The organism is Xanthomonas bonasiae, assembly GCF_017163705.1.
GTDB lineage: Bacteria > Pseudomonadota > Gammaproteobacteria > Xanthomonadales > Xanthomonadaceae > Xanthomonas_A > Xanthomonas_A bonasiae.
Genome location: NZ_JAFIWB010000021.1, coordinates 38,574 through 62,035, shown reverse-complemented (window position 1 = coordinate 62,035; position 23,462 = coordinate 38,574). Strand labels below are relative to the sequence as shown.

The 23,462-nt window shown below is 69.9% G+C and carries 26 protein-coding genes; 8 read left to right on the top strand and 18 right to left on the bottom strand.

Translation table 11 applies throughout. From position 1 onward, the window contains the following. Positions 1-110: 110 nt before the first annotated feature. On the bottom strand, positions 111-1,880 hold the full coding sequence (gene aceF, locus JR064_RS16435; protein ID WP_206230460.1) for a dihydrolipoyllysine-residue acetyltransferase: 1,770 nt from the start codon (positions 1,878-1,880) through the stop codon (positions 111-113). A gap of 246 nt (positions 1,881-2,126) precedes the next feature. Here aceF and JR064_RS16430 point away from each other — a divergent pair, with 246 nt between their 5' ends. Next, positions 2,127-2,885: a hypothetical protein gene (locus JR064_RS16430; RefSeq protein WP_206230459.1), complete on the top strand. Its 759-nt coding sequence runs from the start codon at positions 2,127-2,129 to the stop codon at positions 2,883-2,885. 11 nt (positions 2,886-2,896) lie between these two features. Here JR064_RS16430 and JR064_RS16425 read toward each other — a convergent pair whose 3' ends face one another. Further along, positions 2,897-3,430: a DNA-deoxyinosine glycosylase gene (locus JR064_RS16425; protein ID WP_179569430.1), complete on the bottom strand. Its 534-nt coding sequence runs from the start codon at positions 3,428-3,430 to the stop codon at positions 2,897-2,899. A 188-nt stretch (positions 3,431-3,618) separates the two neighbouring features. Between JR064_RS16425 and JR064_RS16420 the strand changes: the two genes are divergently transcribed. Continuing rightward, positions 3,619-4,251, top strand: a complete 633-nt coding sequence (locus tag JR064_RS16420) for an OmpW/AlkL family protein (RefSeq protein ID WP_179568786.1) — start codon at positions 3,619-3,621, stop codon at positions 4,249-4,251. Positions 4,252-4,331: 80 nt separating this feature from the next. On the opposite strand, the gene JR064_RS16415 is transcribed toward JR064_RS16420, so the two are convergent. From JR064_RS16415 to JR064_RS16395, 5 genes are all read right to left on the bottom strand, one after another. After that, positions 4,332-4,895 carry a CcdC protein domain-containing protein gene (locus JR064_RS16415; RefSeq protein WP_179568788.1) on the bottom strand — a complete coding sequence of 188 codons (564 nt, stop codon included), beginning with the start codon at positions 4,893-4,895 and terminating at the stop codon, positions 4,332-4,334. Between the two features lie 13 nt (positions 4,896-4,908). Continuing rightward, a complete protein-coding gene (locus tag JR064_RS16410; protein WP_179568790.1) occupies positions 4,909-5,712 on the bottom strand; it encodes a MetQ/NlpA family ABC transporter substrate-binding protein in 804 nt (267 codons plus the stop codon). Between the two features lie 198 nt (positions 5,713-5,910). Next, entirely contained in the window at positions 5,911-6,606 is a 696-nt protein-coding gene (locus JR064_RS16405; protein WP_191825374.1) for a methionine ABC transporter permease, read from the bottom strand. Next, on the bottom strand, positions 6,603-7,610 hold the full coding sequence (locus JR064_RS16400; protein ID WP_206230458.1) for an ATP-binding cassette domain-containing protein: 1,008 nt from the start codon (positions 7,608-7,610) through the stop codon (positions 6,603-6,605). The genes JR064_RS16405 and JR064_RS16400 overlap by 4 nt, the downstream gene beginning before the upstream one ends. Positions 7,611-7,722: 112 nt before the next feature. Further along, entirely contained in the window at positions 7,723-8,619 is an 897-nt protein-coding gene (locus tag JR064_RS16395; RefSeq protein ID WP_206230457.1) for a DMT family transporter, read from the bottom strand. 192 nt (positions 8,620-8,811) lie between these two features. On the opposite strand from JR064_RS16395, the gene JR064_RS16390 reads away from it, so the two are divergent. Next, on the top strand, positions 8,812-9,294 hold the full coding sequence (locus JR064_RS16390) for a YajQ family cyclic di-GMP-binding protein (protein ID WP_179568798.1): 483 nt from the start codon (positions 8,812-8,814) through the stop codon (positions 9,292-9,294). Positions 9,295-9,366: 72 nt separating this feature from the next. Further along, complete coding sequence (locus JR064_RS16385; protein WP_206230456.1) at positions 9,367-9,927, top strand: DUF1415 domain-containing protein; 561 nt, start codon at positions 9,367-9,369, stop codon at positions 9,925-9,927. Between the two features lie 83 nt (positions 9,928-10,010). Here the strand turns inward: JR064_RS16385 and JR064_RS16380 are convergent, their stop codons facing one another. Both JR064_RS16380 and JR064_RS16375 read right to left on the bottom strand, forming a co-directional pair. After that, on the bottom strand, positions 10,011-10,727 hold the full coding sequence (locus JR064_RS16380) for a pseudouridine synthase (protein WP_191825371.1): 717 nt from the start codon (positions 10,725-10,727) through the stop codon (positions 10,011-10,013). Next, entirely contained in the window at positions 10,724-11,797 is a 1,074-nt protein-coding gene (locus JR064_RS16375; RefSeq protein WP_206230455.1) for a class I SAM-dependent methyltransferase, read from the bottom strand. The genes JR064_RS16380 and JR064_RS16375 overlap by 4 nt, the downstream gene beginning before the upstream one ends. Positions 11,798-11,939: 142 nt before the next feature. Between JR064_RS16375 and JR064_RS16370 the strand changes: the two genes are divergently transcribed. Further along, entirely contained in the window at positions 11,940-12,203 is a 264-nt protein-coding gene (locus tag JR064_RS16370; protein ID WP_179568806.1) for a hypothetical protein, read from the top strand. 482 nt (positions 12,204-12,685) lie between these two features. Here JR064_RS16370 and JR064_RS16365 read toward each other — a convergent pair whose 3' ends face one another. From JR064_RS16365 to JR064_RS16345, 5 genes are all read right to left on the bottom strand, one after another. Beyond that, complete coding sequence (locus tag JR064_RS16365; protein WP_179568808.1) at positions 12,686-14,017, bottom strand: PQQ-dependent sugar dehydrogenase; 1,332 nt, start codon at positions 14,015-14,017, stop codon at positions 12,686-12,688. A 107-nt stretch (positions 14,018-14,124) separates the two neighbouring features. Further along, positions 14,125-14,415, bottom strand: a complete 291-nt coding sequence (locus tag JR064_RS16360; RefSeq protein WP_206230454.1) for a DUF3247 family protein — start codon at positions 14,413-14,415, stop codon at positions 14,125-14,127. A gap of 70 nt (positions 14,416-14,485) precedes the next feature. Continuing rightward, on the bottom strand, positions 14,486-16,489 hold the full coding sequence (locus JR064_RS16355) for a PAS domain-containing hybrid sensor histidine kinase/response regulator (protein ID WP_206230453.1): 2,004 nt from the start codon (positions 16,487-16,489) through the stop codon (positions 14,486-14,488). 189 nt (positions 16,490-16,678) lie between these two features. Then, positions 16,679-16,927: a hypothetical protein gene (locus JR064_RS16350; RefSeq protein ID WP_206230452.1), complete on the bottom strand. Its 249-nt coding sequence runs from the start codon at positions 16,925-16,927 to the stop codon at positions 16,679-16,681. A gap of 19 nt (positions 16,928-16,946) precedes the next feature. Then, a complete protein-coding gene (locus tag JR064_RS16345; RefSeq protein ID WP_191825366.1) occupies positions 16,947-17,417 on the bottom strand; it encodes a hypothetical protein in 471 nt (156 codons plus the stop codon). Between the two features lie 207 nt (positions 17,418-17,624). Here JR064_RS16345 and JR064_RS16340 point away from each other — a divergent pair, with 207 nt between their 5' ends. Further along, positions 17,625-18,194, top strand: a complete 570-nt coding sequence (locus tag JR064_RS16340) for a DUF3016 domain-containing protein (protein WP_179568816.1) — start codon at positions 17,625-17,627, stop codon at positions 18,192-18,194. Positions 18,195-18,389: 195 nt separating this feature from the next. On the opposite strand, the gene alr is transcribed toward JR064_RS16340, so the two are convergent. Further along, entirely contained in the window at positions 18,390-19,463 is a 1,074-nt protein-coding gene (alr, locus tag JR064_RS16335) for an alanine racemase (RefSeq protein WP_206230451.1), read from the bottom strand. Beyond that, entirely contained in the window at positions 19,442-20,749 is a 1,308-nt protein-coding gene (locus JR064_RS16330; RefSeq protein ID WP_206230450.1) for a D-amino acid dehydrogenase, read from the bottom strand. Before JR064_RS16330 ends, alr begins: the two co-directional genes overlap by 22 nt. Positions 20,750-20,897: 148 nt before the next feature. Here JR064_RS16330 and JR064_RS16325 point away from each other — a divergent pair, with 148 nt between their 5' ends. Beyond that, a complete protein-coding gene (locus JR064_RS16325; RefSeq protein ID WP_206230449.1) occupies positions 20,898-21,377 on the top strand; it encodes an Lrp/AsnC ligand binding domain-containing protein in 480 nt (159 codons plus the stop codon). Positions 21,378-21,734: 357 nt separating this feature from the next. Here JR064_RS16325 and JR064_RS16320 read toward each other — a convergent pair whose 3' ends face one another. Continuing rightward, positions 21,735-22,112: a baeRF12 domain-containing protein gene (locus JR064_RS16320; RefSeq protein WP_179568823.1), complete on the bottom strand. Its 378-nt coding sequence runs from the start codon at positions 22,110-22,112 to the stop codon at positions 21,735-21,737. A gap of 138 nt (positions 22,113-22,250) precedes the next feature. After that, a complete protein-coding gene (locus JR064_RS16315) occupies positions 22,251-22,649 on the bottom strand; it encodes a hypothetical protein (protein ID WP_206230448.1) in 399 nt (132 codons plus the stop codon). A 139-nt stretch (positions 22,650-22,788) separates the two neighbouring features. On the opposite strand from JR064_RS16315, the gene msrB reads away from it, so the two are divergent. After that, positions 22,789-23,253, top strand: a complete 465-nt coding sequence (gene msrB, locus JR064_RS16310) for a peptide-methionine (R)-S-oxide reductase MsrB (protein WP_206230447.1) — start codon at positions 22,789-22,791, stop codon at positions 23,251-23,253. Positions 23,254-23,462: the final 209 nt, after the last annotated feature.

Genomic DNA, 23,462 nt, shown 5'->3' with positions numbered 1-23,462 from the left:
CCGGCACGCCGGCGGGCGATTGCAGTTCTACGGCGGCGCCGCGATGGACGCGGCGCGCGCGGGTGGGGGAAACACGGGCCGCGCCGGGCGCGGCGCCGTTGCGGCAGGACTTACAGCAGCACGCGGCGCATGTCCGCCAGCACCTGGCTCAGGTAGGTGGTGAAGCGCGCCGCCGCGGCGCCGTCGATGACCCGGTGGTCGTAGCTCAGCGACAGCGGCAGCATCAGCTTGGGCGCGAATTCCTTGCCGTTCCACACCGGCTGGATCGCCGACTTGGACACGCCCAGGATCGCCACTTCCGGCGCATTGACGATCGGGGTGAACGCGGTGCCGCCGATGCCGCCGAGCGAGCTGATCGAGAAGCAGCCGCCGCTCATCTCGGCCGGGCCGAGCTTGCCGTCGCGCGCCTTCTTGGCCAGTTCGCCGCTCTCGCGCGCCAGCTCGACCACGCCCTTCTTGTCCACGTCGCGGATCACCGGCACCACCAGCCCGTTCGGGGTGTCGGCGGCGAAACCGATATGGAAGTACTTCTTCAGGGTCAGGTTCTCGCCGGCCGCATCCAGCGAGGCGTTGAAGTCGGGGAACTGCTTCAGCGCCGCGGCGCTGGCCTTGAGCAGGAAGGCGAGCATGGTCAGCTTGATGCCGGCCTTCTCGTTCTCCTTGTTCAACGCCACGCGCAGGGCTTCCAGGTCGGTGATGTCGGCCTGCTCGAACTGGGTGACGTGCGGGATCATCGCCCAGTTGCGCGCCAGGTTGGCGCCGGAGATCTTCTTGATCCGCGACAGCGGCTTGACCTCGACCTCGCCGAACTTGGCGAAGTCCACCTTCGGCCACGGCAGCAGGTTCAGGCCGTTGCCGCCGCCGGCCGACGGCGCGCCGCCAGCCGCTGCGGCCGGCACGCCGCCCGCCAGCGCGGCCTTGACGTAGCGCTGCACGTCGTCTTTGGTGATGCGGCCGCCGTGCTCGGTGCCGCTGACCTGGAACAGGTCCACGCCCAGTTCGCGCGCGAACACGCGCACCGCCGGGCTGGCGTAGGGCACCTTCTGCGGCAGCACGCTGTCGGCGTTGAACTCCACCGGCGGGCTGCTCGGGGTGCCGGCCGACGGCGCGGACGCGCCCGCCTTGGCCGGCGCCGAGCCCTGCACCTGGGCGATCTCGCGCTGCGCGAGCTTGTCCGGCGCGGCCGAAGCCGGGACCGGCTCCACCCCGCCGCCGGTCTCGGCGCTGGGCTGGATCGCGCCTGCCGCCGGCGCGTCGGCATTGGCGCCGGCCACTTCGATCAGCGCCACGACCTTGCCCTCGGACAGGCTGTCGCCGACCTTGACCTTCAGTTCCTTGACCACGCCGGCCACCGACGAAGGCACTTCCATCGTCGCCTTGTCCGATTCCAGGGTGACCAGGCTCTGGTCCTTGGCCACGGTGTCGCCGACCGCGACCAGCACTTCGATGACCGGCACGTCGCTGTAGTCGCCGATGTCCGGCACGCGCGCCTCGACGATGCCGCCGCCGGCATTCCCTGCCGGGACCGGCTTGGTCGCCTGCTGCGCGGCCGGCGCCGGCGGGGCCGGCTCCTGCTTGGCCGGCGCTGGCGCGGCCTTCGCGGCCGCCGGCGCCGGTGCGGCGGCACTGGCGCCGTCCTCGGCCACTTCGATCAAGGCCACCAGCTTGCCTTCGGACAGGCTGTCGCCGATCTTGACCTTCAGCTCCTTGACCACGCCGGCGAACGGCGACGGCACTTCCATCGTCGCCTTGTCCGACTCCAGGGTGACCAGGCTCTGGTCCTTCTTCACCGTGTCGCCGACCGCCACCAGCACTTCGATTACCGGGACGTCGCTGTAGTCACCGATATCGGGGACAAGTGCTTCCTTGATTTCGGCCATGCGGGCAACTCCGGCAACTAATGAGGGGGAAACCCCTATTGTGGCGGCCCGCAGCCGCAGCGCCAACCTTTGCCGGGCAAAAAAACCCGCAGCGGGCGCGCCGTGGCACCGGGAAGCGCGTGTCTGCGGCGTTCGCGGCGGACTGTACGCCTGCGCATTGTCCCGGGGGTCATCGCCGCCACGCGCGGCGCGCCGCCTTCACGGGCAGGCGCCTAGCATGCGCCGCACCCCGATCGGAGTGCCGCCATGCGTGCGTTCGTGCTGTTGATGTCGTTGGCGATGCCGCTGGTCGCCTGGTTCTCGCAACGCGGCGCGTTCGGCCCGACCAACGGCGCGATCTCCGACCGCTACCCGACCCTGATCGTCGCCGCCGGCTACGCGTTCGCGATCTGGGGCCCGATCTTCCTGCTCGACCTGGCCTTCGGCCTGTGGCAGCTGTCGCCGCGGCGCCGGCGCGACAGCGCGCTGGCGCAGGTGCGGCTGCCGGCGGCGCTGGGCTTCGGCCTGACCGCGCTGTGGATGCCGGTGTTCTCGCAGCAGCATTTCCTGCTGGCGCTGGCGGTGATCTGGGCGGCGCTGGGGTGCCTGGCGCTAGCCGCGCTGCGCCTGTCGCGCGATCCGCGCGCCGAGCCGTGGCAGGCGCTGTGGGCCTGGCTGCCGCTGTCGCTGCACGCCGGCTGGCTGTCGCTGGCCGCCTTCCTCAACACCGCGCAGGTGATCGTCGCCTACCGCTGGCTGTCCACCGAACACATGCTGCCGTGGAGCCTGGTGCTGTTCGCGCTGGCCGGTGCGCTGCTGCTCGGCCTGAACCGGGCGATGCGCGGCAACTTGGCCTATGTCGCGGCGGCGCTGTGGGCGCTGGCCGCGGTCTACGTCAAGCAGGCCGGCAGCGGCCTGGACGGCGCACGCAGCGCGGCGTGGGTGGCGTTGGCGCTGGCTGCGGTGTTGCTGGTGCAGACCCTGTGGCTACGGCTGCGCGCGCCGGCGCGACGCGCGCTGCACTGAGTGGTCCTCCGCTAGCGCGCCGCCGACGGCGGCGCGAGCCAGACCTGCAGCGGCGCCCAGGCCTGCTGCAACCGCGGCAGCGAGAACGCGGCGTTGGCCGGGCTGGTCGAGGGCAGCGCCAGCACCGTCAGCGGCGGTTCGCGCGGCGCCAGCTGCGGCTGCACGAAACGCGCGAACGCCTGCGCCGCCGCCGCGCCGTTGCAGGCGATCGCGCGCAACTGCGGCAACTGCGCGATGCGCGCGGGCAAGGGATTGGGCACTTCGCTGCCGCGCACGATCGCCGCATCCAGGCTGCCGCTGCGCCGGCACTGGCCGATCACGTCCCACAGGCCCGCGCCGCAGGCCTGCATCGCCTGCAACCGCGCGGCGTAGTCCAGTTGCGGATCGAAGCCGCACAGCGCGCCCAGCAACGGCCACAGGCGATTGCGCGGATGCGCGTAGTAGCGCGCGTGCTGCAGCGACATCGCGCCGGGCATCGAGCCGAGAATCAGCACCCGGCAATCGTCGCGAATCTGCGCAGGCAGGCCCTGCAACACGTCCTGCATCGTCACGTCGCGCGCATCTGGGTGAACATCGCCAAGTCTTAAAACCTCGTTATTTCAAGCATCCAACGCCGGTGTCTGAACGATGCCTGCATCCGCTCGGCCGAGGTCGGCGTCGATTCATCTTCTCATCGATACGGTGTGCGCGCCCACTCCTGTGGCCCCACAAAAAAAAGATTGAGGAGATTCCCATGCGGTCCATTCAAATCCTGAGCCTGGCTGTCGTTTCCGCCCTTGCGTTCGCGCCTGCCGCATTTGCGCAGGACGGCGACACCGCATCCGGCAAGCGCTTTGCCGTCGTCGGCAGCGCGACCCTGCTCGACCCCCATTCCAAGCCGGCCAACGGCCTCGACGTCGACGGCGGCCCGGCCCCGACCATCAGCGCCAGCTGGCTGATCAACGACAACTGGGCCGTCGAACTGTGGGGCGCCGCCGACAAGTTCAACCACCGCGTCAGCGCCAGCGGCGTGGGCAAGGTCGGCACCGTCGAGCAGCAGCCGATCGCGCTGAGCGGCCAGTACCACTTCGGCCAGGCGGACAACGTGTTCCGTCCGTTCGTCGGCGTCGGTTACTACGAGTCCAACTTCAGCAACGAGAAGATCGACGGCCTGTCGGCCAGCGGCCAGCACGTCGGCCTGGACACCGCCAAGGGTGCGATCGGCACCGTCGGCGTGGACATGAACATCAACTCGACCTGGTTCGCCCGCGCCGATGCCCGCTACATGCATTCGCGTCCGGAAGTGCAGGTCGCCGGCAGCGGCACCGGCCAGGACCTGAAGCTGGATCCGTGGCTGGTCAGCTTCGGCGTCGGCGCGCGCTTCTAAGCACGCCTGCTCCGCGTCACATGCAAACGGGCCTTCGGGCCCGTTTGTTTTGTGGCTTCGCGCGTCTGCGCGCGCGCGGCTCAGCGCGGCGAACGGTCGTAGCCGCGATAGCGATCGAAATGGCGCACCTTGCGCCGCAACAGCCATGCATACGCGCACGCGTAGCCGAGCAACAGCGCCGCCGCCGCAAGCAGGCTGGCGTGGCTCATCCAGCCCTGCGCCGGCCAGGCCGCGCCTTCGCTCATGCTGCGCCAGCCCTGCAGCAGACCGGCGCCGATGCGCGCCACCACCAGCAGCGTCAACGCCAGCACCAGCCACAGGTTCGGCGTGTAGTACAGGCCCTGCGGCAGCGGTTCGAACCGGCTCAACCAGATGCCCAGCGCGCCCAGGCCCAGGCCCGCCACCCAGCCGATGCAGGCATACATCGCCGCATCGGGCCACCAGTGCGCGGCGATCAACGCGAAGCCCAGCAACACGAGGCTCGACACCAGCGCCGACCAGAACTGCACGCTGGCCAGCCACGCCCGCGCCTGGCGCCGCGAGGTGCCATAGCGGAAACGCTGCAGCAGCGACAACGGCAACAGCACCGCGGTCACCGCCAGCGCGATCACGATCGCCAGGGGAATGGCCAGCAACAGCGGCATGCGCGGGCTCCGCTCAGAACGCCGGCAGGACCGCGCCCTGGTACTTGCGCTCGATGAAGGCCTTGACCTCGGGGCTGGTCAGCGCCTTGGCCAGCTTCTGCACGCGCGGATCGTCCTTGTTGTCGGCGCGCGCGACCAGGAAGTTCACGTACGGCGAGTCCTTGCTCTCGATCGCCAGCGCATCGCGGGTGGGATTGAGGCCGGCGTCGAGCGCGTAGTTGGTGTTGATCAGGGCCAGGTCGACCTGGTCCAGCACCCGCGGCAGCATCGCCGAATCCAGCTCGCGGAATTTCAGCTGCTTCGGGTTGGCGACGATGTCGCGCTGGGTGGACAGCGCATTGCCCGGATCCTTGAGCTTGATGACCCCGGCCTTGTCGAGCAGGATCAGCGCGCGGCTGTTGTTGCTGGGATCGTTGGGAATCACCACGTCGGCGCCCTGCGGCAGCTCGGCCAGCGACTTGAAGCGGCGCGAATAGGCGCCAAACGGCTCGATGTGCACGCCGATCACGGTGACCAGATCGCTCTTGCGATCGCGGTTGTAGGCATCCAGGTACGGCTCGGTCTGGAAGTAGTTCACGTCGATCTGTTTCTGCACCACCTGATCGTTGGGCTGCACGTAGTCGTTGAACACGCGCACGTCCAGGGTCACGCCCTGTTTCTCCAGCAGCGGCTTGACCACCTCGAGGATCTCCGCATGCGGCACCGCGGTGGCGGCGACGCTGAGCCGCGCGGTGTCGGTCGCGGAGGTGGACTTGCCGCAGGCGGCCAGGGCGAGCACGGCGGCGCCGAGCAGCAGACGAAGCGGGAGTTTGGTCATGGGCGGGAATCCGGAAACGTGGGGAATGAGAATGACGCGGACGGCACTGCGGGCAAGCTAGCAGACCCAGCCGCTGCGCGCGGAGAAAAGGCTGCCTGGCTTTTCTGTAGGAGCGGCTTCAGCCGCGACCGCTTCACCGATAGACCCGGTCGCGGCTGAAGCCGCTCCTACAGAAGAGCGATGCAAGGCACTGCGCACTCAGCGCCGGCTGTAATGCGCGACCAGCCGATCGCCGAGCATCTGCAGCCCCTGCACCAGCAACAGCAGCACCACCACGGTGATCAGCGCCACGTCGGCGTGCGAGCGTTGGTAGCCGTCGCGATAGGCCAGGTCGCCGAGCCCGCCGGAACCGATCGCGCCGCCCATCGCGGTGAAGCCGATCAGGGCGATGGTGGTCACCGTAGCGCCGGCGATCAGCCCCGGCCGCGCCTCGGGCAACAGCACCCGCGTGACCAGTTGCCAGGTGGTCGCGCCCATCGCCAGGCTGGCTTCGACCACGCCGCGGTCCACTTCGCGCAGCGCCGTTTCCACCAGCCGCGCATAGAACGGCGCCGCGCCCACCACCAGCGGCAGGATCGCGCCGCGCACGCCCAGCGAGGTGCCCATCGCCCACAGCGTCAGCGGGATCATCGCGATCATCAGGATGATGAAGGGCACCGAGCGCAGCACGTTGATCGCCAGCGCCAGCGTGCCGTACAGCAGCGGCCGCTGGTGGGTCTGGCGCGGGCCGGTCAGGAACAGCAGCACGCCCAGCGGCAGGCCGATCAGCAGGGTCAGCGGCAACGAGCCGCCGAGCATCAGCAGCGTGTCCAGCGTGGCGCGGCCGATCTCGGCCCATTTGCCCGCGTCGAGATTGCGGAAGAAGCCAGTGGCGGCGGTCGCGAACGGGATCATCGGCGCAGTTCCTCGACATGCACGCCGGCGGCGACGAACCCGGCCTGCGCCGCGTCCAGGTCGCCGCCGACCAGGGCCACGGTCAGCTGGCCGTACGGGGTGTCCTTGATCCGGTCGATGCGCCCGGACAGGATGTTGTAGTCCACCGCGGTCTCGCGCGCGATGCGTCCGAGCAGCGGGGCGTAGGTGTCGCCGCCGAGGAAGGTCAGGCGCACGATGCGCCCGGCCACCGCGGTGAAGTCGCGATGCAGTTCGCCCTCGTCCACGTGTTCGGCCTCGGATACGAAGCGGCGCGTGGTCGGATGGCGCGGATGCAGGAACACCTCGGTGACCGGCCCGCTCTCGACCAGATGCCCGGCATCGAGCACCGCCACGCGGTCGCAGACGCGGCGGATCACCTCCATCTCGTGGGTGATCAGCACGATGGTCAGGCCCAGCTCGCGGTTGATCTGTGCCAGCAGGCTCAGCACCGAGGCGGTGGTCTGCGGATCCAGCGCGCTGGTGGCCTCGTCGCACAGCAGGATCTGCGGCCCGGTGGCCAGCGCGCGGGCGATGCCGACGCGCTGCTTCTGCCCGCCCGACAGCTGCGCCGGATACTTGTTGGCGTGCTCGTCCAGGCCGACCCGGGCCAGCAGCTCGGCCACCCGCGCGTCGATCTGCGCGCGCGCGGTGCCGGCCAGTTCCAGCGGGAAGGCGACGTTGCCGGCCACCGTGCGCGAGGACAGCAGGTTGAAGTGCTGGAAGATCATGCCGATGCGCCGGCGCAGCGTGCGCAGCCCGGCGCGGTCCAGCGCGGTGACGTCCTCGCCGTCGATCAGCAGGCGCCCGCCGCTGGGCTCCTCGAGCCGGTTGATCAGCCGGATCAGCGTGGACTTGCCGGCGCCGGAATGGCCGATGATGCCGAACACCTCGCCGGCCCGGATTTCCAGGTCGAGCGGATGCAGCGCCACGACCGATTGGCCGGCGACGGAGTAGGACTTGTGCAGGTGCTCGAACTGGATCACCGCGCGGGGCCGGCAGCGAAGGGGGCGCAAAGCCTAGCAGGCCAGGCCTGCAGGCGTTATTCCATTCGATTCTAACGCTTGCGCCCGGAACGCCGCCGGCAACGGCAAAGGGTTAGGGATGCGCCAGCGGCGGCGGCCGCACGGTGGCGCGGACCCGCTCGCGGTGCAGCAGGTACAGGCCGCTGGCGACGATGATCGCCGCGCCCACCCAGGTCCAGGCGTCGGGCAGCTTGCGCCACAGCAGCCAGTCCCACGGGATCACCCAGATCAGGCCGCTGTACTCCAGCGGCGCGATCAGCGAGGCGTCGCCGCGGCGGAACGCCTGGGTCAAGGCCACCTGCCCCAGCGCGCCGGCCAGGCCGAGCGTGGCGATCCAGCCGGCATCGGCCAGGCGCAGCGGGATCCAGGCCGGCCACGCCAGCGCGCCGGCGCCGAGCGCCATGATCAGCAGGAACCAGACCACCAGCGATTGCGGCGTCTCGGTCCGCGCCAGCAGGCTGACCAGCACCGCCGCGAGCGCGTAGGCGGTGGCCGCCAGCAGCACCATCAGCCCCGGCAGCGAGACGAAGCCACCCATGCCCGGGCGCAGCACCACCAGCACGCCGACCAGGCCGATGCCGATCGCGGCCCAGCGCCGCGGGCCGACGTGTTCGCCCAGCAGCGGCACCGACAACGCCGTCACCAGCAGCGGCGCGACGAAGTAGATGGTGTAGGCGGTGGACAGCGGCAGGCTGCGCAGCGCCCAGGCGAAGCAGCCGATCATCGCGATGCCGAGCACGCCGCGCAGCAGGTGCAGGCCCCAGCGCACCGGCACGATCGAACGCGGGCCGGCGGTGGCCAGCACCCACAGCAGCACGAACGGCAGCGAGGCGCCGCCGCGCAGCGTGGCCACCTGCAGCGCCGGATAGTGCGCGGTCAGCAGCTTCATCGCCGCATCCATCAGCGCGAAGCAGGCGACCGCCGCGATCATCCAGGCGGCGGCCGCGGTATTGGAACGTGAGCTGGGCATGCGCGGATTATCGCCGCGATCGGGCGCCCCGCCCACCCGGGCAGACGGTCACGTCGTGGCAGCGGCTGCGCTGGCGCCGGGCGAACACCGCTGCCGCGCTGCGGCGCATCGCGCCGAACTGCCGATCGCGGCGGCGGGCAGCGGCGCTGCAGCGAGATCGGTAGGATAGGGGGTCTTTCCCGAGGACCTGCCATGCCTTCCTTCGACGTCGTCTCCGAAATCGACAAGCACGAACTGACCAATGCCATCGACCAGGCGAACCGCGAGCTGTCGACCCGTTTCGATTTCAAGGGCGTGGAGGCCAGCTTCGAGCTCGACGACCAGGTCATCAACCAGGCCGCGCCCAGCGACTTCCAGGTCAAGCAGATGACCGACATCCTGCGCGCGCGGCTGATCGCGCGCGGCATCGACGTGCGCTGCCTGGAATTCGGCGACGTGGAGACCAACCTGGCCGGCGCGCGGCAGAAGGTCACGGTCAAGCAGGGCATCGAGCAGAAGCTGGCCAAGAAGATCGTCGCCACGATCAAGGACGCCAAGCTCAAGGTGGAAGCGCAGATCAACGGCGACAAGCTGCGCATCAGCGGCAAGAAGCGCGACGACCTGCAGGACGTGATGGCGCTGCTGAAGAAGAGCGATTTCGAGCTGCCGCTGCAGTTCGAGAATTTCCGCGACTGAGCCGCGGGCGGCGCCATCCGCGCCGCATCCGCCCCGCCCGATCGCCGCCCGCCCTCGCCCGCCGGAATCGCCTTGAACGACCTCGACCCCACCGTTGACCCGATCGCGCTGACCCGGCAATGGCTGGAACGCGCGGTGATCGGCCTGAACCTGTGCCCGTTCGCCAAGGCTGTGCACGTCAAGCAGCAGATCCGCTACGTGCTCAGCGACGCGACCACGCCCGAGGCCTTGCTGGAAGAGTTGAGCGAGGAACTGCTGTTGCTGCGCGACACGCCGGCCGAGCAGGTCGACACGACGTTGATCGTGCACCCGCAGGTGCTGGGCGATTTCCTGGACTACAACGATTTCCTGGACAACGCCGACGCCGCGGTGGACGCGCTGGACCTGCACGGCATCCTGCAGGTGGCCAGCTTCCATCCGCACTACCAGTTCGCCGGCACCGCGCCGGACGACATCGGCAACTACACCAACCGCGCGCCCTTCCCCACCCTGCACCTGCTGCGCGAGGACAGCGTGGAACGCGCGGTGGCCGCGTTCCCGGACGCGGACGTGATCGTGGAGCGCAATCTGCAGACGTTGGAGAAGCTCGGGCTGGAAGGGTGGAAGAAGCTGTTCGAGAGCCGGGATTCGTGATTGGGGATTCGGGATTGGTAACAGCGTAAGCGGCAGCGCACAGCCACCGCTCTTGCGAATCCCTAATCCCTAATCCCTAATCCCTAATCCCCACTCCCGGCCCCGAACACCTGCGCCAACTCCGCCGCGTCCAGCGCGCGCCATTGCCCGGCTGGCAGTGTCTCGTCCAGCGCAAAGCCGCCGATGCGGCTGCGGTGCAGCGCCACCACGTGGTTGCCGATCGCGGCGAACATGCGCCGCGCCTGGTGGTAGCGGCCTTCGTACAGGGTGATGCGCGCCTGGCGCGGGCCCAGCACCTCCAGTTGCACCGGCAGCAGCGGCGTGGTCTCGCCGTCCAGCAGCAGCGTGCCGCTGGCGAACTGCGCCGCCTCGTCGCCGCGCAGGTCCTCGGCCAGGGTCGCTTCGTAGACCTTGGCCAGCTGCGATTTCGGCGAGACGATGCGATGCAGCAGCGCGCCGTCGTCGGTCATCAGCAGCAGGCCGCTGGTGTCGCGGTCCAGCCGCCCGACCGTGGACAGCAACGGCGAGCGCAGGCGGAAGCGCGGCGGCAGCAGGTCGTAGACGATGCGGCCCGGGTCCTTGGTCGAACAGGTGTAGCCGACCGGCTTGTGCAGCGCCAGGATTAGCCCCGGCGGCGGATCCAGCGCCTCGCCGTCGACCCGGATCGCGGCATGTTCGACGCGGTCGTCGGCGTACAGCACCTCGCCGTCGGCGTCGGTGATGCGGCCTTCGCGGAACATCAGGGTGACCTGCTTGCGGCTGCCGTAGCCCAGGTTGGCCAGGTGCTTGACCAGCTTCACCGGCGCACCGTGGCGCGGGCGCGCACCGCCAGGATCAACTTGAAGCCGTCGCGGGTGGCGATCACGCGGGTCTCGCCGAAGCTGGCGTCTAGCACCGCCTCGTACGGCAGGTGCCGGTTCGCGACCAGGTACAGCCTGCCGCCGGGCTTGAGCGCCTGCGCGGCCACGGCGATGAAGCGGCGGCCGATGTCTGGGCGCTCCATGCGCCCGGGCGCATGGAACGGGGGATTGCTGACGATGAAGTCGTACTGCGCCGGCAGCCCGGCGGTCACGTCGTGCCAGTGGTAGCCCATCTCCACCGCGGCCGGCGCCTGCGCCAGGTTCGATCGCGCCAGCGCCAGCGCGCGCGCATCGGCCTCGAACAGGTCCAGCGCGGCGATCTTCGGGCAACGCGCGAGCAATTCCGCCGACAGGTAGCCATAGCCGGCACCCAGGTCGGCGCCGCGGCCGGCCAGGTCGGCCGGCAGGTGCTCGGCCAGCAGCGCCGAGGCCGGATCGATGCGGTCCCAGGCGAACACGCCGGGGCGGCTGCGGAAGCGCCCGTCCAGGATCGGCCGCGCCGCGTCCAGCCTGGCCCAGCGCTGCTGCAGCGCGGCGTCGTGGCCGCCGTGCAGCGGCGCGGTCCAGTACACCCGGCAGTGGTGCTTGGTCAGCTTGCCGCCGAGGCCGGCCAGCTGCTGCAGGTCGTCCTCGCCGGAACGGGCGCCCTCGTTGTTGGACTGGCACGCCACCACCACCCCGCCCGGCGCGGCCAGCGCCAGCGCGCGCGCCAGCAGCGCCCGCGCCTCGTCGCGCTGGCGCGGCGGCAGCACCAGCACCAGCGCATAGCCGCCGGCGGCGTCGTGGTCGTCGGCATCCTCGGCGCGGACCTGCCAGCCGCCCTGCTCCAGGGCGGTGGCGAACGGGCGGTAGCCCTGCTCGCAGACCAGTTGCGCCGGCTGCGCGTGCTGGCGCAGCGCCCAGCCGTCGCGCGCGCGCAGGAACAGCACCTTGCCGGCCGGCCAGCGCAGCGCGCCTTGGGCGAAGGGCAGGAACAGGGTGTCGAGGGGAGCGTCTTGCAGAGCCGGCATCGGGATCGGAATCGGTCGGGGAGCGCGCATTCTACCGGCAGCCCGGCGCCGGCCCGGTTTTGCGCTAAACGAACGCATCATTGATGCAACGGCAACATTGGCGCGCCTAGGCTGCAAAGAACCCCGACAGATGGAGAGGCATATGCGCGCAGTGTTCATCGGTGGCGTCGTCGACAACAGCGAAGTGGATCTGGAAGGCAGCCAACCGCCGCTGCACTATCCGGAAAACACAGGCACCGGACGCCCGCGCTACCGCCTGCACCAGCGCGGCGAGCGCGACGACGGCAGCGTGGTCTACGCGGTCTATGCCGCGCCCGAACTCGGCGATGCCGAGGTGGAACGCGTGGTCGGCGAGCGCGGCTATGCGCGCCGCTTCGGGGTGGAGCCGGCGCCGGTGGAGCATTAGGGCGTAGGGCGCGTCGAGAGCGCTGGATCGATCGCCTGGAATTTTCGGGCTGGATCGGTTCGATCCATGTGCGGTCACTTGTGGGAGCGACTTCAGTCGCGACGGGCTTTCCCGACAAGGCCCGTCGCGACTGAAGTCGCTCCCACATTCGATGTTCGGATCTTTCGATCGGAATCAAATCACCGCATGAAGATGCGGCGGCACGCTGCCCTTCGGCGCCGCAGGCGTGACGCCTCCGCTTGATCGGCTGCGGCCACACATCGGCCGAGAGCCAACGCTACGAGCCCCTGCGTTTGCCGAAGCGCAGACACACCGGCCATCAACACCATGCGCGCCGATGGTCGCGACGATCCTGAGTCCGCAATCGAAGACAGAGCGCGTGTCGCTACCGGCATGCCAACGATGGGATGTGGCGCGAGGGAGTTTTCGGCGCTGCGCCCGGCCCTGCAAGAGAGCCGGGCGCAGCCACCGACCAGCGCAGGTTACGGCCCGGCCTTCGGCGTCACCCGCCAGATCACGTTGCCGACATCGTCGGCCACCAGCAACGCGCCAGGCTTGTCCACCGCCACCCCGACCGGACGGCCCTGGGCCTTGCCTTCGGCATCGAGGAAGCCGGTCAGCACGTCCTGCGCCTTGCCGCTGGGCTTGCCGTTGGCGAAGGGCACATAGATCACCTTGTACCCGGACGGCGGATCGCGGTTCCAGGAGCCGTGCTGGCCGATGAAGGCACCGCCCTGATACGCCTGCGGCAGCAGCGCGCCTTCGTAGAAGGTCAGGCCCAGCGAGGCGGTATGCGCGCCCAGCGCGTAGTCGGGCTTGATCGCGCTGGCCACCATCTCCGCGTTCTGCGGCTGCACGCGTTCGTCCACGTGCTGGCCGTAGTAGCTGTACGGCCAGCCGTAGAAGCCGCCTTCGCGCACCGAGGTCAGGTAGTCGGGCACCAGATCGCTGCCGATCTCGTCGCGCTCGTTGACCACCACCCACAACGTGTCCGCACCTGGCTGCCAGGCCAGGCCCACCGGATTGCGCAGGCCGCTGGCGAACACCCGGGTGGCGCCGCTCTGCGCGTCGACTTCCAGGATCGCGGCACGATTGAGCTCGGCGTCCATGCCGTTCTCGGCGACGTTGCTGTTGGACCCCACGCCGACATACAGCTTCTTGCCGTCGCGGCTGGCCAGCAGGCTCTTGGTCCAGTGATGGTTGATGCCGCCCGGCAGGTTGGCGACGAAGCTCGGCGGGGCGCTGATCTGGGTGTCGCCGTCCTTGTACGGAAAACTGACCAGCGCGTCGGCATTGGCGACGTACAGGCGGTCGCCGACCAGGGCGATGCCGAACGGCGAATACAGCCCCTTGAGGAATTGCGTGCGCACCTCCGCCACGCCGTCGCCATCGGCGTCGCGCAGCAAGGTGATGCGGTTGGCGCTGGGCACGGTGGAACCGGCCTTGGCCATCATCGCGCCCTGGATCTTGTCGCGCAGGCCGCTGCTCTCTTTTTCCGGCGCGGGCGGCGCAGCGGTCTCGGCCACCAGCACGTCGCCGTTGGGCAGCACGTACAGCCAGCGCGGGTGGTCCAGGTCGCGGGCGAAGGCCTGCACCGCCAGGCCGGCGGCCGGCACCGGCGCGGCGCCATCGGCCCAGCGCTTGACCTCGGCGACCTTCACCGTGGGAATCATGCGCTTGACCGGATCGGGCAGCACCGGATCGGGCCCCATCCCCTCCTCGATGGAATGCTTGGCGGTATCGCCACAAGCGCTCAACGCGGCAGCGGACAGGAGACACAGTGCCCAACGGGCCGGGGACGAGGGAAGGCGCATCGCTGCTCAGCTCTCCAGGGTGGCGACAGGACCACCGATGATGCACAGCACGCGCTCGGCAAACGTGAAATAGATGTCAATTGCGGCGACGCGCGGGCATACCGCGGTCACGATGTGGGGACCAACGGCTGCACTTCGCGGATCCGGTCCAGCCAGATGAAGTGCTGCTGCGCAGGATCCAGCAGATCGTCCAGCCGCAGCACGCCGTTGATGCCCTCGTGCTCGTGGTGGTCGCGAAAGGTCTGCAAGGTGGGCCGCACCGAAACCGTGCCGCTGACCTGGGTGCCGTCGTCCAGCAGCACCAGGACCTGCGCCTGTTCCGGCAAGTGCGGCAACCATGCCTGCAGCGCGGCGATGGTTTGCGGATCGGTGTGCACCGCGTCGGCGTATTTGCTCATGCGTCTCTCCAGCGAGGGAAACCGGGAACGCTAGCGGCCATGGCGTGAATGCCCGGGAAAAACGCCGGGGCTACCCCTGCCGCGCGAAACGCACCGCGGACACCAACTGCGCCACGCTGTACGGCTTGGCCAGATGCTCCTGGAAACCGGACTGCAAGGCGCGCTGCCGATCGTCGTCGCGCGCCAGCGCGGTCACCGCCACCGCCGGCAACTCGGCCGCCTGCAGGCCCATGTTCTCGCGGATCGTGCGGATCAGGCCGTAGCCGTCCATGCCAGGCATGCCGATATCGGTGACCATCACGTCGATGCGGGCGTGGCCGCCATCGTCGAGCACCGCCAGCGCCTCGCTGGCGGAACCGGCCGCGACCACTTCGGCGCCCTGCTCCTCGAGCAGCCGCCGCAGGTATTCGAGCATGTCCGGCTGGTCTTCCACCGCCAACAGGCGCATGCCCTTCAGCGCGTACGCCTCCACCACCTGCTCGGCCATCGCGAAGGCGCGCACCTCGCGCAGCGGCCGCTTGCCCGGCGTATTGCGGTGCAATGGCAGGCGCACGGTGAACACCGAACCGCAGCCGCGGCCGTCGCTGGCGGCGCTGACCTGGCCGCCATGCATTTCCACCAGCTGCTGCACGATCGCCAGGCCCAGGCCGAGCCCGCCGTGCAGACGCGTGGTGGTGCCATCGGCCTGGCGGAACCGGCCGAACAGGTGCGGCAGGAAGTCCGGCGGAATGCCGTCGCCGGAATCGCGCACCGCCACCGTCACGTGCTCGCCATCGGCATCGAGGTCGATCACCAGCTCGATCCGCCCATGCGCCGGGGTGAACTTGATCGCGTTCGACAACAGGTTCCAGAACACCTGCTGCAGGCGCGTGGCATCGCCCAGCACCAGGCACGGCTGCGGCGGCTCGCGCAGGCTCAGCGCCTGGTCCTTGCCTTCGGCTACCGGCTCCTGCGCGCGCAGCGCCTCGCGCACCTGTTCGGTCAGGTCCAGCGTCTCGATTTCCAGCTGCACCTTGCCCAGCAGCATGCTGCTGAGATCGAGCATGTCCGAGATCAGCCGCTGTTGCGCGCGCGCGCTGCTGGCGATCACCGACAGGCCCTTGCTGCTCGGATCGCCCGGCGGCAGCCGTTGCAGCAGCAGGTCGCTCCAGCCCAGGATCGTGGTCAGCGGGGTGCGCAGCTCGTGCGACAGCGTGGCCAGGAATTCGTCCTTCAGCCGCGCCATGCTCTCGGCGGCGTTGCGCGCGCTGCGCTCCGATTCCAGCAGCTGTTCGCGGGCCAGTTCGATGTCGCGGCGCTCGGTGACGTCCGGGCTGCTGCCGGCCAGGCCGATGAACTCGCCCTCGGCCGAATAGCGCGGCACCGCGGTCATTTCCACCCAGCGCCAGGCGCCGTCGTGGCGGCGCGCCCGCACCAGCGCGCGCAGGTTGCGCTGTTCTTCCAGCGCGCTGCGCAGTTCGAAGGCGAACACGCCAGCGTCCTGCGGATGCAGCACGTCGCCCCAACCCGGCTGCGCGTCGTCGGCCTGCAGGTCGATGCCGAAGAATTCGGCGTAGGCGGTATTGGTGAAGCGCAACTGGCCGGTGGCGTCCAGCACCCAGACCGGCATCGGCAGGCCCTCGGCGAGCGCGCTGAAGCGCGCCTCGCTCTCGGCCAGGTCGCGCTCCACGCGCTTGCGTTCGGTGATGTCGAGGAACTGCACGGCGACCAGGCACTGTTCCGGCGCACCGATACGGAACGCATCCACCGCCCACCAGCGGCCCAGCGCGGACGCGTAGTTCTCAAACTTGGTCGAGCGCCCGCTCAGCGCGACCTCGCCGTACGCGCGGAACCAGTGTTCCTCGTGGGTCGGCGACAGCTCGCGCATGCGCCGGCCGATCACGTCGCGCATGCCGGTCTCGCGCTCGAACGCCAGATTGACCTCCAGGAACACGTAATCGACGGCGCGTCGGGCTTCGTCGAACAGCACCTGCACCACGCAGAAACCGGAGTCGATCTTGTCGAAGATCTCGCGGTAGTGCAGGCCCGACGCCTGCGTGCGCGACGTGGAGGAAAATTCGGTGCTGACATGCATGAGGGAGTTTGCTCTGGAGACGGCCTGCGGTGGCAGAGGCGACGACGCGCTCCGCGCCTGCGGCGCGATGACGATGGGTCAGGACCGGAAAATGCTCAGCCCGGAACAGCGCAACGGACCCTGCATCTTGTTAAGCCGCTCCGCTGCCGTCAAGCCGGCCAGGCTGGCCGGTGCTGCAGCCGCACCGGGTCACCAGAGAAAAGCGACGACCAGCACGATCCCCAGCAGGGACAGCGCGATACCGGCGATGACGCCCCATTGGGTCAGCCGCGCGCTGCGCAGCGCCTGCTCTTCCAGCCAGCGTTCGGCCTCCTGCCGCCACGACGGCGGTGGCGACTGATCCAGCATCTGCTGCACCCGCGCCACCCCCAGTTCGCGGCATTGCTGTCGGCACTGTTCGGGCGCGGCGACGTCGTCGGGCGCGATTGCATAGGACATGCGCGGTCTCCTTGTCTCTCTAGCCCAGCGTGAAACGCGGGCTGTCGCTGGCCAGTTCGTGCTCCACCGCCATCCGCGCCAGGCGCGTGTAGTTGGCGCGCGGGCCGGCGCCGCGGCCCACGATCAGGCCCAGGTATTCCAGGCCGGTCCAGACCCGCGCCTTCCACTCGACCCCGCTCTCGGCCAGGACCAGGGTCAGCGAATAGCGGAACGCCTGCCCCTGCGGACTGCGGTAGGCATAGATCGGCGGAAACTGCACCGCCACGTCCTGCTGCTCGCCCAGCGAGGCCAGGTAGCGGCGCAGTTCCTGACGCACGTCTTCGCCCGGGTTCAGGCGCAGGTGGCGCGCGGCCGCGTCCAGGTCGGCCTGCTGATCGACGAAACTGGCCGCACCGCTCGCCGGGCTGTGCCCATGCCGCTTGGCCCAGTCGATGAACTGCAGGCGGACGTCCGTCGCTGCGTGGGCCTGGTGGAACAGCGGCATCTTCATGCGATCGATCCCCGAATCGTGTTCATGTGTGAATGTGTGGATGGTCGCGCGGGCGGCGTGAAGCACGCGGCGACGCAGCGTGAACCGCACGTCACATGCCAGGGCCCATGAACCGGCGGAGAACGATGGCGGCTGGCGGGCGCGGCGCGATTGCGGCGGCGCCCGCGCAGGCACACACTGGCGGGGCCGTTTCCGTGGAGATCCGCGATGAAGATCCGATATGCCTGGACGGCGCTGGCCCTGGCCTGCCTGGTGGCGGGCGGCGCCTCCGCCGAAGTCCGCAACGTCACCGATCCGCAGGCCGCGCGCAGCACCGAGGGCGACAGCCCGGTGCAGGTGCGCTGGACCGACCCCGCCGCCTTCAGCGAACTGCGCTACAGCCGCAACCGCTGGGAAGCGCAGCGCGGCGACTGGGTGCGCGACCTGGCCGATTACCTGCAGCAGCGCGCCAGCAAGCAACTGGCGCCCGGCCAGCGGCTGGAGGTGGAGCTGACCGACATCAAGCGCGCCGGCGACTACGAGTCCTGGCACGGCCCGCAATGGAACGATGTGCGGGTGATGCGCGATATCTACCCGCCGCGGATCAGCCTGACGTTCACCCTGTACGGCGCCGATGGACAGGTGCTGGAGCAGGGCGAGCGCAAGCTGCTCGACAGCAGCTACCTGATGAACAGTTCGATCGGCCTGAATACCGACCCGCTGCGCTACGAGAAGCGGATGCTCGACGACTGGCTGCGTCGCCAGTTCCGCGACAAGGCGGCGGTGGCCGAGCGCTGAGCGGGTGGCGTGTCTTCGGGTGCCTGTCTGTCGCGGCTGAAGCCGCTCCTACAAGGCGCTCGCGGTGAGGGTGCTGGGTGCACGTAGGAGGGGCTTCAGCCCCGACGGTATCCGACGCCGGAGGTCTGTCGCTTCGCTTGTCGCGGCTAAAGCCGCTCCTACAAGGCGCGGCGCCGGTCAGGCGCCGGCGGCCGCTCAGCCGTCCAGGTACTGCCGCGGCGCGCGCTTGAGTCCGCACAGCAGGCGGTAGGCGCTGGAGCTGCAGCGCGCCGCCAGGGTGTCGATGCGCGGCTGCGCGCCCCACAGTTGCACCTCGCCGCCGAGCCCGGCCTGCGGGTGCTCGGTGAGATCCACGGTCAGCATGTCCATCGACACCCGCCCGATCAGCGCGCCGGGCGCCCCGTCGATCAGCACCGGGGTGCCGTTCGGCGCGAACTGCGGATAGCCGTCGGCATAGCCGATCGCCACCACGCCGACCCGGGTCGGCCGCGGCGCGACGAAACGCGCGCCGTAGCCCACCGGCTCGCCGACCGCCAGCTCGCGTACCGCGATCACCTTGGACTGCAGGGTCATCACCGGGCGCAGCTCGCCCGGCAGCTCGGCGCCGGCGGCGAACGGGTCGGCGCCGTACAGCATCAGCCCGGGCCGGCCCCAGTCGCTGTGCAGTTGCGGCCAGCCCAGCAGGCCCGGCGAATTGCACAGGCTGGTCTCGCCGGCCAGGCCGGCGGTGGCCTGGCGGAACACCTCGGCCTGCTCCAGAGTGCGCGCGCTGTCCAGTTCGTCGGCGCGCGCGAAATGGCTCATCAGCACCAGCCGCTCGACCTGCGGCAACGCGCTCAGCCGCGCGTGCGCGGCGCGGAACGCGTCCGGCGCCAGGCCCAGCCGGTGCATGCCGCTGTCCAGCTTCAGCCACAGGCACAGCGGTTGCGGCGCGGCATAGGCGGCGATCGCCTCCACCTGCCACGGCGAGGCCACCGCGCACCACAGCCGGTGTTCGGCGATCAGCGGCAGTTCGTCGGCGTCGAAGAAGCCTTCCAGCAGCAGGATCGGCGCGGCGATGCCGGCCTGGCGCAGCTCCAGCGCCTCCTCGATGCAGGCCACCGCGAAGCCGTCGGCCTCCGCTTCCAGCGCGCGCGCGCAGGCCACCGCGCCGTGCCCGTAGGCATCGGCCTTGACCACCGCCAGCGCCTTGCCGCCGCCCAGTCGCCGGGCCAGGCGGTAGTTGTGGCGCAGCGCCTGCAGATCGATCAACGCACGGGCTGGGCGCACGAACTTGCCTCTGCGACGGGCGCCGAGGCGCCACGCGAATAACGGAAAACGTCCAGGCCCTCGCCGCTGATCTGCGGCCGGCGCTGGGCGATCAGGTCGGCCAGGTAGCGACCGGAGCCGCAGGCCATGGTCCAGCCGAGGGTGCCGTGGCCGGTGTTGAGGAACAGGTTGCGGTAGCCGGTGGCGCCGACCACCGGGGTGCCGTCGGGCGTGGCCGGGCGCAGCCCGGTCCAGAATTCGGCGCGGGCCAGATCGCCGCCGCGCGGGTACAGGTCGTTCACTACGTTTTCCAGGGTGGCGCGGCGCCGCGCCGGCAGCGACAGGTCGAAGCCGGCCAGTTCGGCCATGCCGCCGACGCGGATGCGCTGGTCGAAGCGGGTGATCGCCACTTTGTAGGTTTCGTCGAGGATCGTGGACATCGGGGCCAGCGCCGCGTCGCGGATCGGCAACGTCAGCGAATAGCCCTTCAACGGATACACCGGCAGGCGGATGCCCAGCGGCGCGAGCAGCTGCGGAGAATAACTGCCCAGGGCGACCACGTAGCGATCGGCACGCTCCAGGCGGCCGCCGATGCGCACGCCGTCGAGGCGGTCGCCCTCGGCATGCAGGCCGTCGATCGTCTCGCCGTAACGGAACTGCACGCCGGCCGCAGCGGCCAGCGCGGCCAGACGCTGGGTGAACAGGCGGCAATCGCCGGTCTGGTCGTTGGGCAGGCGCAGCGCGCCGACCAGGGTGGCCGGGGCGCTGGCCAGCGCCGGCTCGATCCGGGCGATGCCGGCGCGGTCGAGCAGTTCGTAGGGCACGCCGTACTCGCGCAGCACCTCGATGTCCTTGGCCGCACCGTCCAGCTGCGCCTGGGTGCGGAACAGCTGGGTGGTGCCGAGCTGGCGGCCTTCGTAGGCGATGCCGGTGTCGGCGCGCAGCTGGTCCAGGCAGTCGCGGCTGTATTCGGACAGCCGCACCATGCGCGCCTTGTTGATCGCATAGCGCTCGGCGGTGCAGTTGCGCAGCATCTGCGCCAGCCACAGGTACTGGCGGATATCGCCGGTGGGGGTGATGGCCAGCGGCGCGTGGCGCTGGAACAACCATTTCAGCGCCTTCAGCGGCACCCCGGGCGCGGCCCACGGCGAGGCGTAGCCGGGCGACACCTGGCCGGCGTTGGCATAGCTGGTCTCCAGCGCGGCCGCGGGCTGGCGATCGACCACCGTCACCTCGCAGCCGCTGCGCGCCAGATACCACGCCGTGGCCGTGCCGATCACACCGCTGCCGAGAACCAGAACCCGCATGCGCTTACCTCTGTCGGATCAAATCCCTGGCTGAATGGCGCCACGGATGGGTTTAGGCGCAGTATATGGAGCGCAAGCCAGGATTTTCCGCTGATTTTCGAATCCCCGGCAGGGTAATCCCCTGTCCCAGCCCACCGAGACCCGCGCCATGGCCGTACGCGCCCGCGAACTGGACAAGATCGACCGCAAGATCCTGCGCATTCTGCAGCAGGAAGGGCGTATTTCCTTCACCGAACTGGGCGAGCGGGTCGGCCTGTCGACCACGCCGTGCACCGAGCGGGTGCGCCGGCTGGAACGCGATGGCGCCATCACCGGCTACTACGCGCGGCTGGACCCGCACTTCCTCAAGGCCAGCCTGCTGGTATTCGTGGAGATCAGCCTGGCCTACAAGTCCGGCGACATCTTCGAGGAGTTCCGCCGCGCTGCGCTGAAGCTGCCCAATGTGCTGGAGTGCCACCTTGTCTCCGGCGACTTCGACTACCTGCTCAAGGCGCGGATCAGCGAGATGGCCTCGTACCGCAAGCTGCTCGGCAGCACCCTGCTGACCCTGCCGCACGTGCGCGAGTCCAAGAGCTACATCGTGATGGAAGAAGTGAAGGAGACGCTGAGCCTGCCGATCGCCGACTGAGCGTGAGCCCCTCTCCCGCCGGCGACCGAAGGAAGTCCCGTGGGAGAGAGGGGTTGGGGTGAGGGTCCGGCGCGAAGCGGCTCGCGGCATTTGGGGGCACGAGGCTGCGCCCGTACCCTCATCCGCCCCTTCGGGGCACCTTCTCCCGACGGGAGAAGGGAGCAGCCCTAGCCCCTCTCCCATCGGGAGAGGGGTTGGGGTGAGGGTACGGCGCGAAGCATCTCGCGGAGTTGGGTGCATAAGGCTGCGCCCGTAACCTCATCCACCCTTCGGGCACCTTCCCCCGAAAAGGGGGCCATGGTCCCGAGGGGAGAAGGGAGTGGGCGCATGCCGCAGCGGCCTGCGCGACGGACGCGCTTACGCCAGCAGCTTTTCCAGCTCGTCGCGCGAGGTGTGCGCGTGGTTCTTGGCCAGTTCCGACACCACCCGCTTCTGGACTTCCTTGTGCAGCAGCGGCCGCAGCTGGCCCAGGGTCTGCGGGTCGGCGACCAGCACCAGGTGCTCGAAGTCGCTGCGCAGCGCGCTCTGGTACAGGCGCTCGGCCAGCTGGCGGACGAAACCGGCCTCGTCCATGGTCATCGGCCGGTCGCCGTCTTCGACGCCCTCGATCGGCGTGGGCGTCAGCACTTCGGTCTGCTCCAGCAGCGAGGTCTGGCCGGCCAGATTGGTGCGGAACAGGCGTGCGCTGACGCGATCGGCGACGACCACCAGGGTGTTGTCGGGAAGCTTGCTCATCGGTTCTCCTAGCGAAGGTACGGCGCAGGCAGCGGGAGCGCCTGCGTCGGGCCAGTCTAGGAAGCGGTTCGTGAGGATCGCGACCACGGACCGTTGCCGCGCTTTCACGCCGCGGCCATGCCGGCCGCCGATCGGCGCCTACTCGTCGATGCGCTGGCCGTCGCCGCTGGGCACGGTGCTGTAGTAGCGGCCGCTGCGCGTGTCCAGCACGCGGTTGGGACCGACCTGCACCGCGCCGGGAATGACGCGCCCGCCGCGGTCATACAGCTTGACCGGGCGGCGGTCGGCGGCGGCATCGGCGCCGTTGGCGGGTGCCGGCTTGGCCTTGGCCGGCTTGTGCGCGGGCGACTGCGAGGACGCCGGGCGATCGTCCAGGCTGGACCGCACCGGCGCGGCCTTGGGCACCGGCGTCGATTCCAGCGCGGTCGACTGGCGGGTGGCGGTCGGCGACGACGGGGCCGGATTCAGGCTCTGCGCCGTCGCCAGCGCCGGTGCCAGCAACGCGATGGCGGCCAGGCGAATGAGGGAAGGATGCACAACCGCTCCGTAGCACCGTGATCGGAAACGCCGACGCTAGCGCAAGCGGGGCGCCACGTCGATGCCCCGCCGCTGCGGCTTGATCGCGGCGACGGCGCCCTCATCTTGTGCGCATCCTTCCGCGTCACAGGCCCCTGCCATGAGCCGATTCGACCTCACGCCTCCCACGTCCGCCGAACGCGAGCAGTTGATCGCCGGGCTCAACGACGAAGAGCGGCGGGTGCTGCTGCAGCACGGCACCGAGGCGCCGTTCTGCGGCGTGTTCCTGGACAACAAGCTGGAGGGCGTCTACAGCTGCCGGCTGTGCGGCCTGCCGTTGTTCCGTTCCAGCGCCAAGTTCGATTCGGGCACCGGCTGGCCCAGCTTCTTCGCGCCCTACCATCCGGCCCACGTGCGCGAGATCCGCGACACAAGCCACGGCATGATCCGTACCGAAATCGTCTGCGCACGCTGCGACAGCCATCTCGGCCACGTGTTCCCGGACGGCCCGCCGCCGAGCGGCGAGCGGCATTGCCTGAACTCGGTGTCGCTGCAATTCACCGAACAGGGCCAGGCGCTGCCGAACCCGTTGCAGCGCGGCGGCGGCGACACCGAACCGGCCTGACCGGCGACGGCCTGGCGCCGCGCGACGCGGAGGGGGACCCACGCGCCCCCTTTGGTTGTTTGCCGATCTTGCCGCGCAGCGCGCGCGGACACGGCCCCACAGCGCAACCCACTCGCACCGCACCCGGCCGCCGGCGCAGGCCTGCAGTCCGATGCGCTGCGCGTGCCAGGGCACCGCGGCGATAGCGGCGCAGACCGCATTCGCTTCGG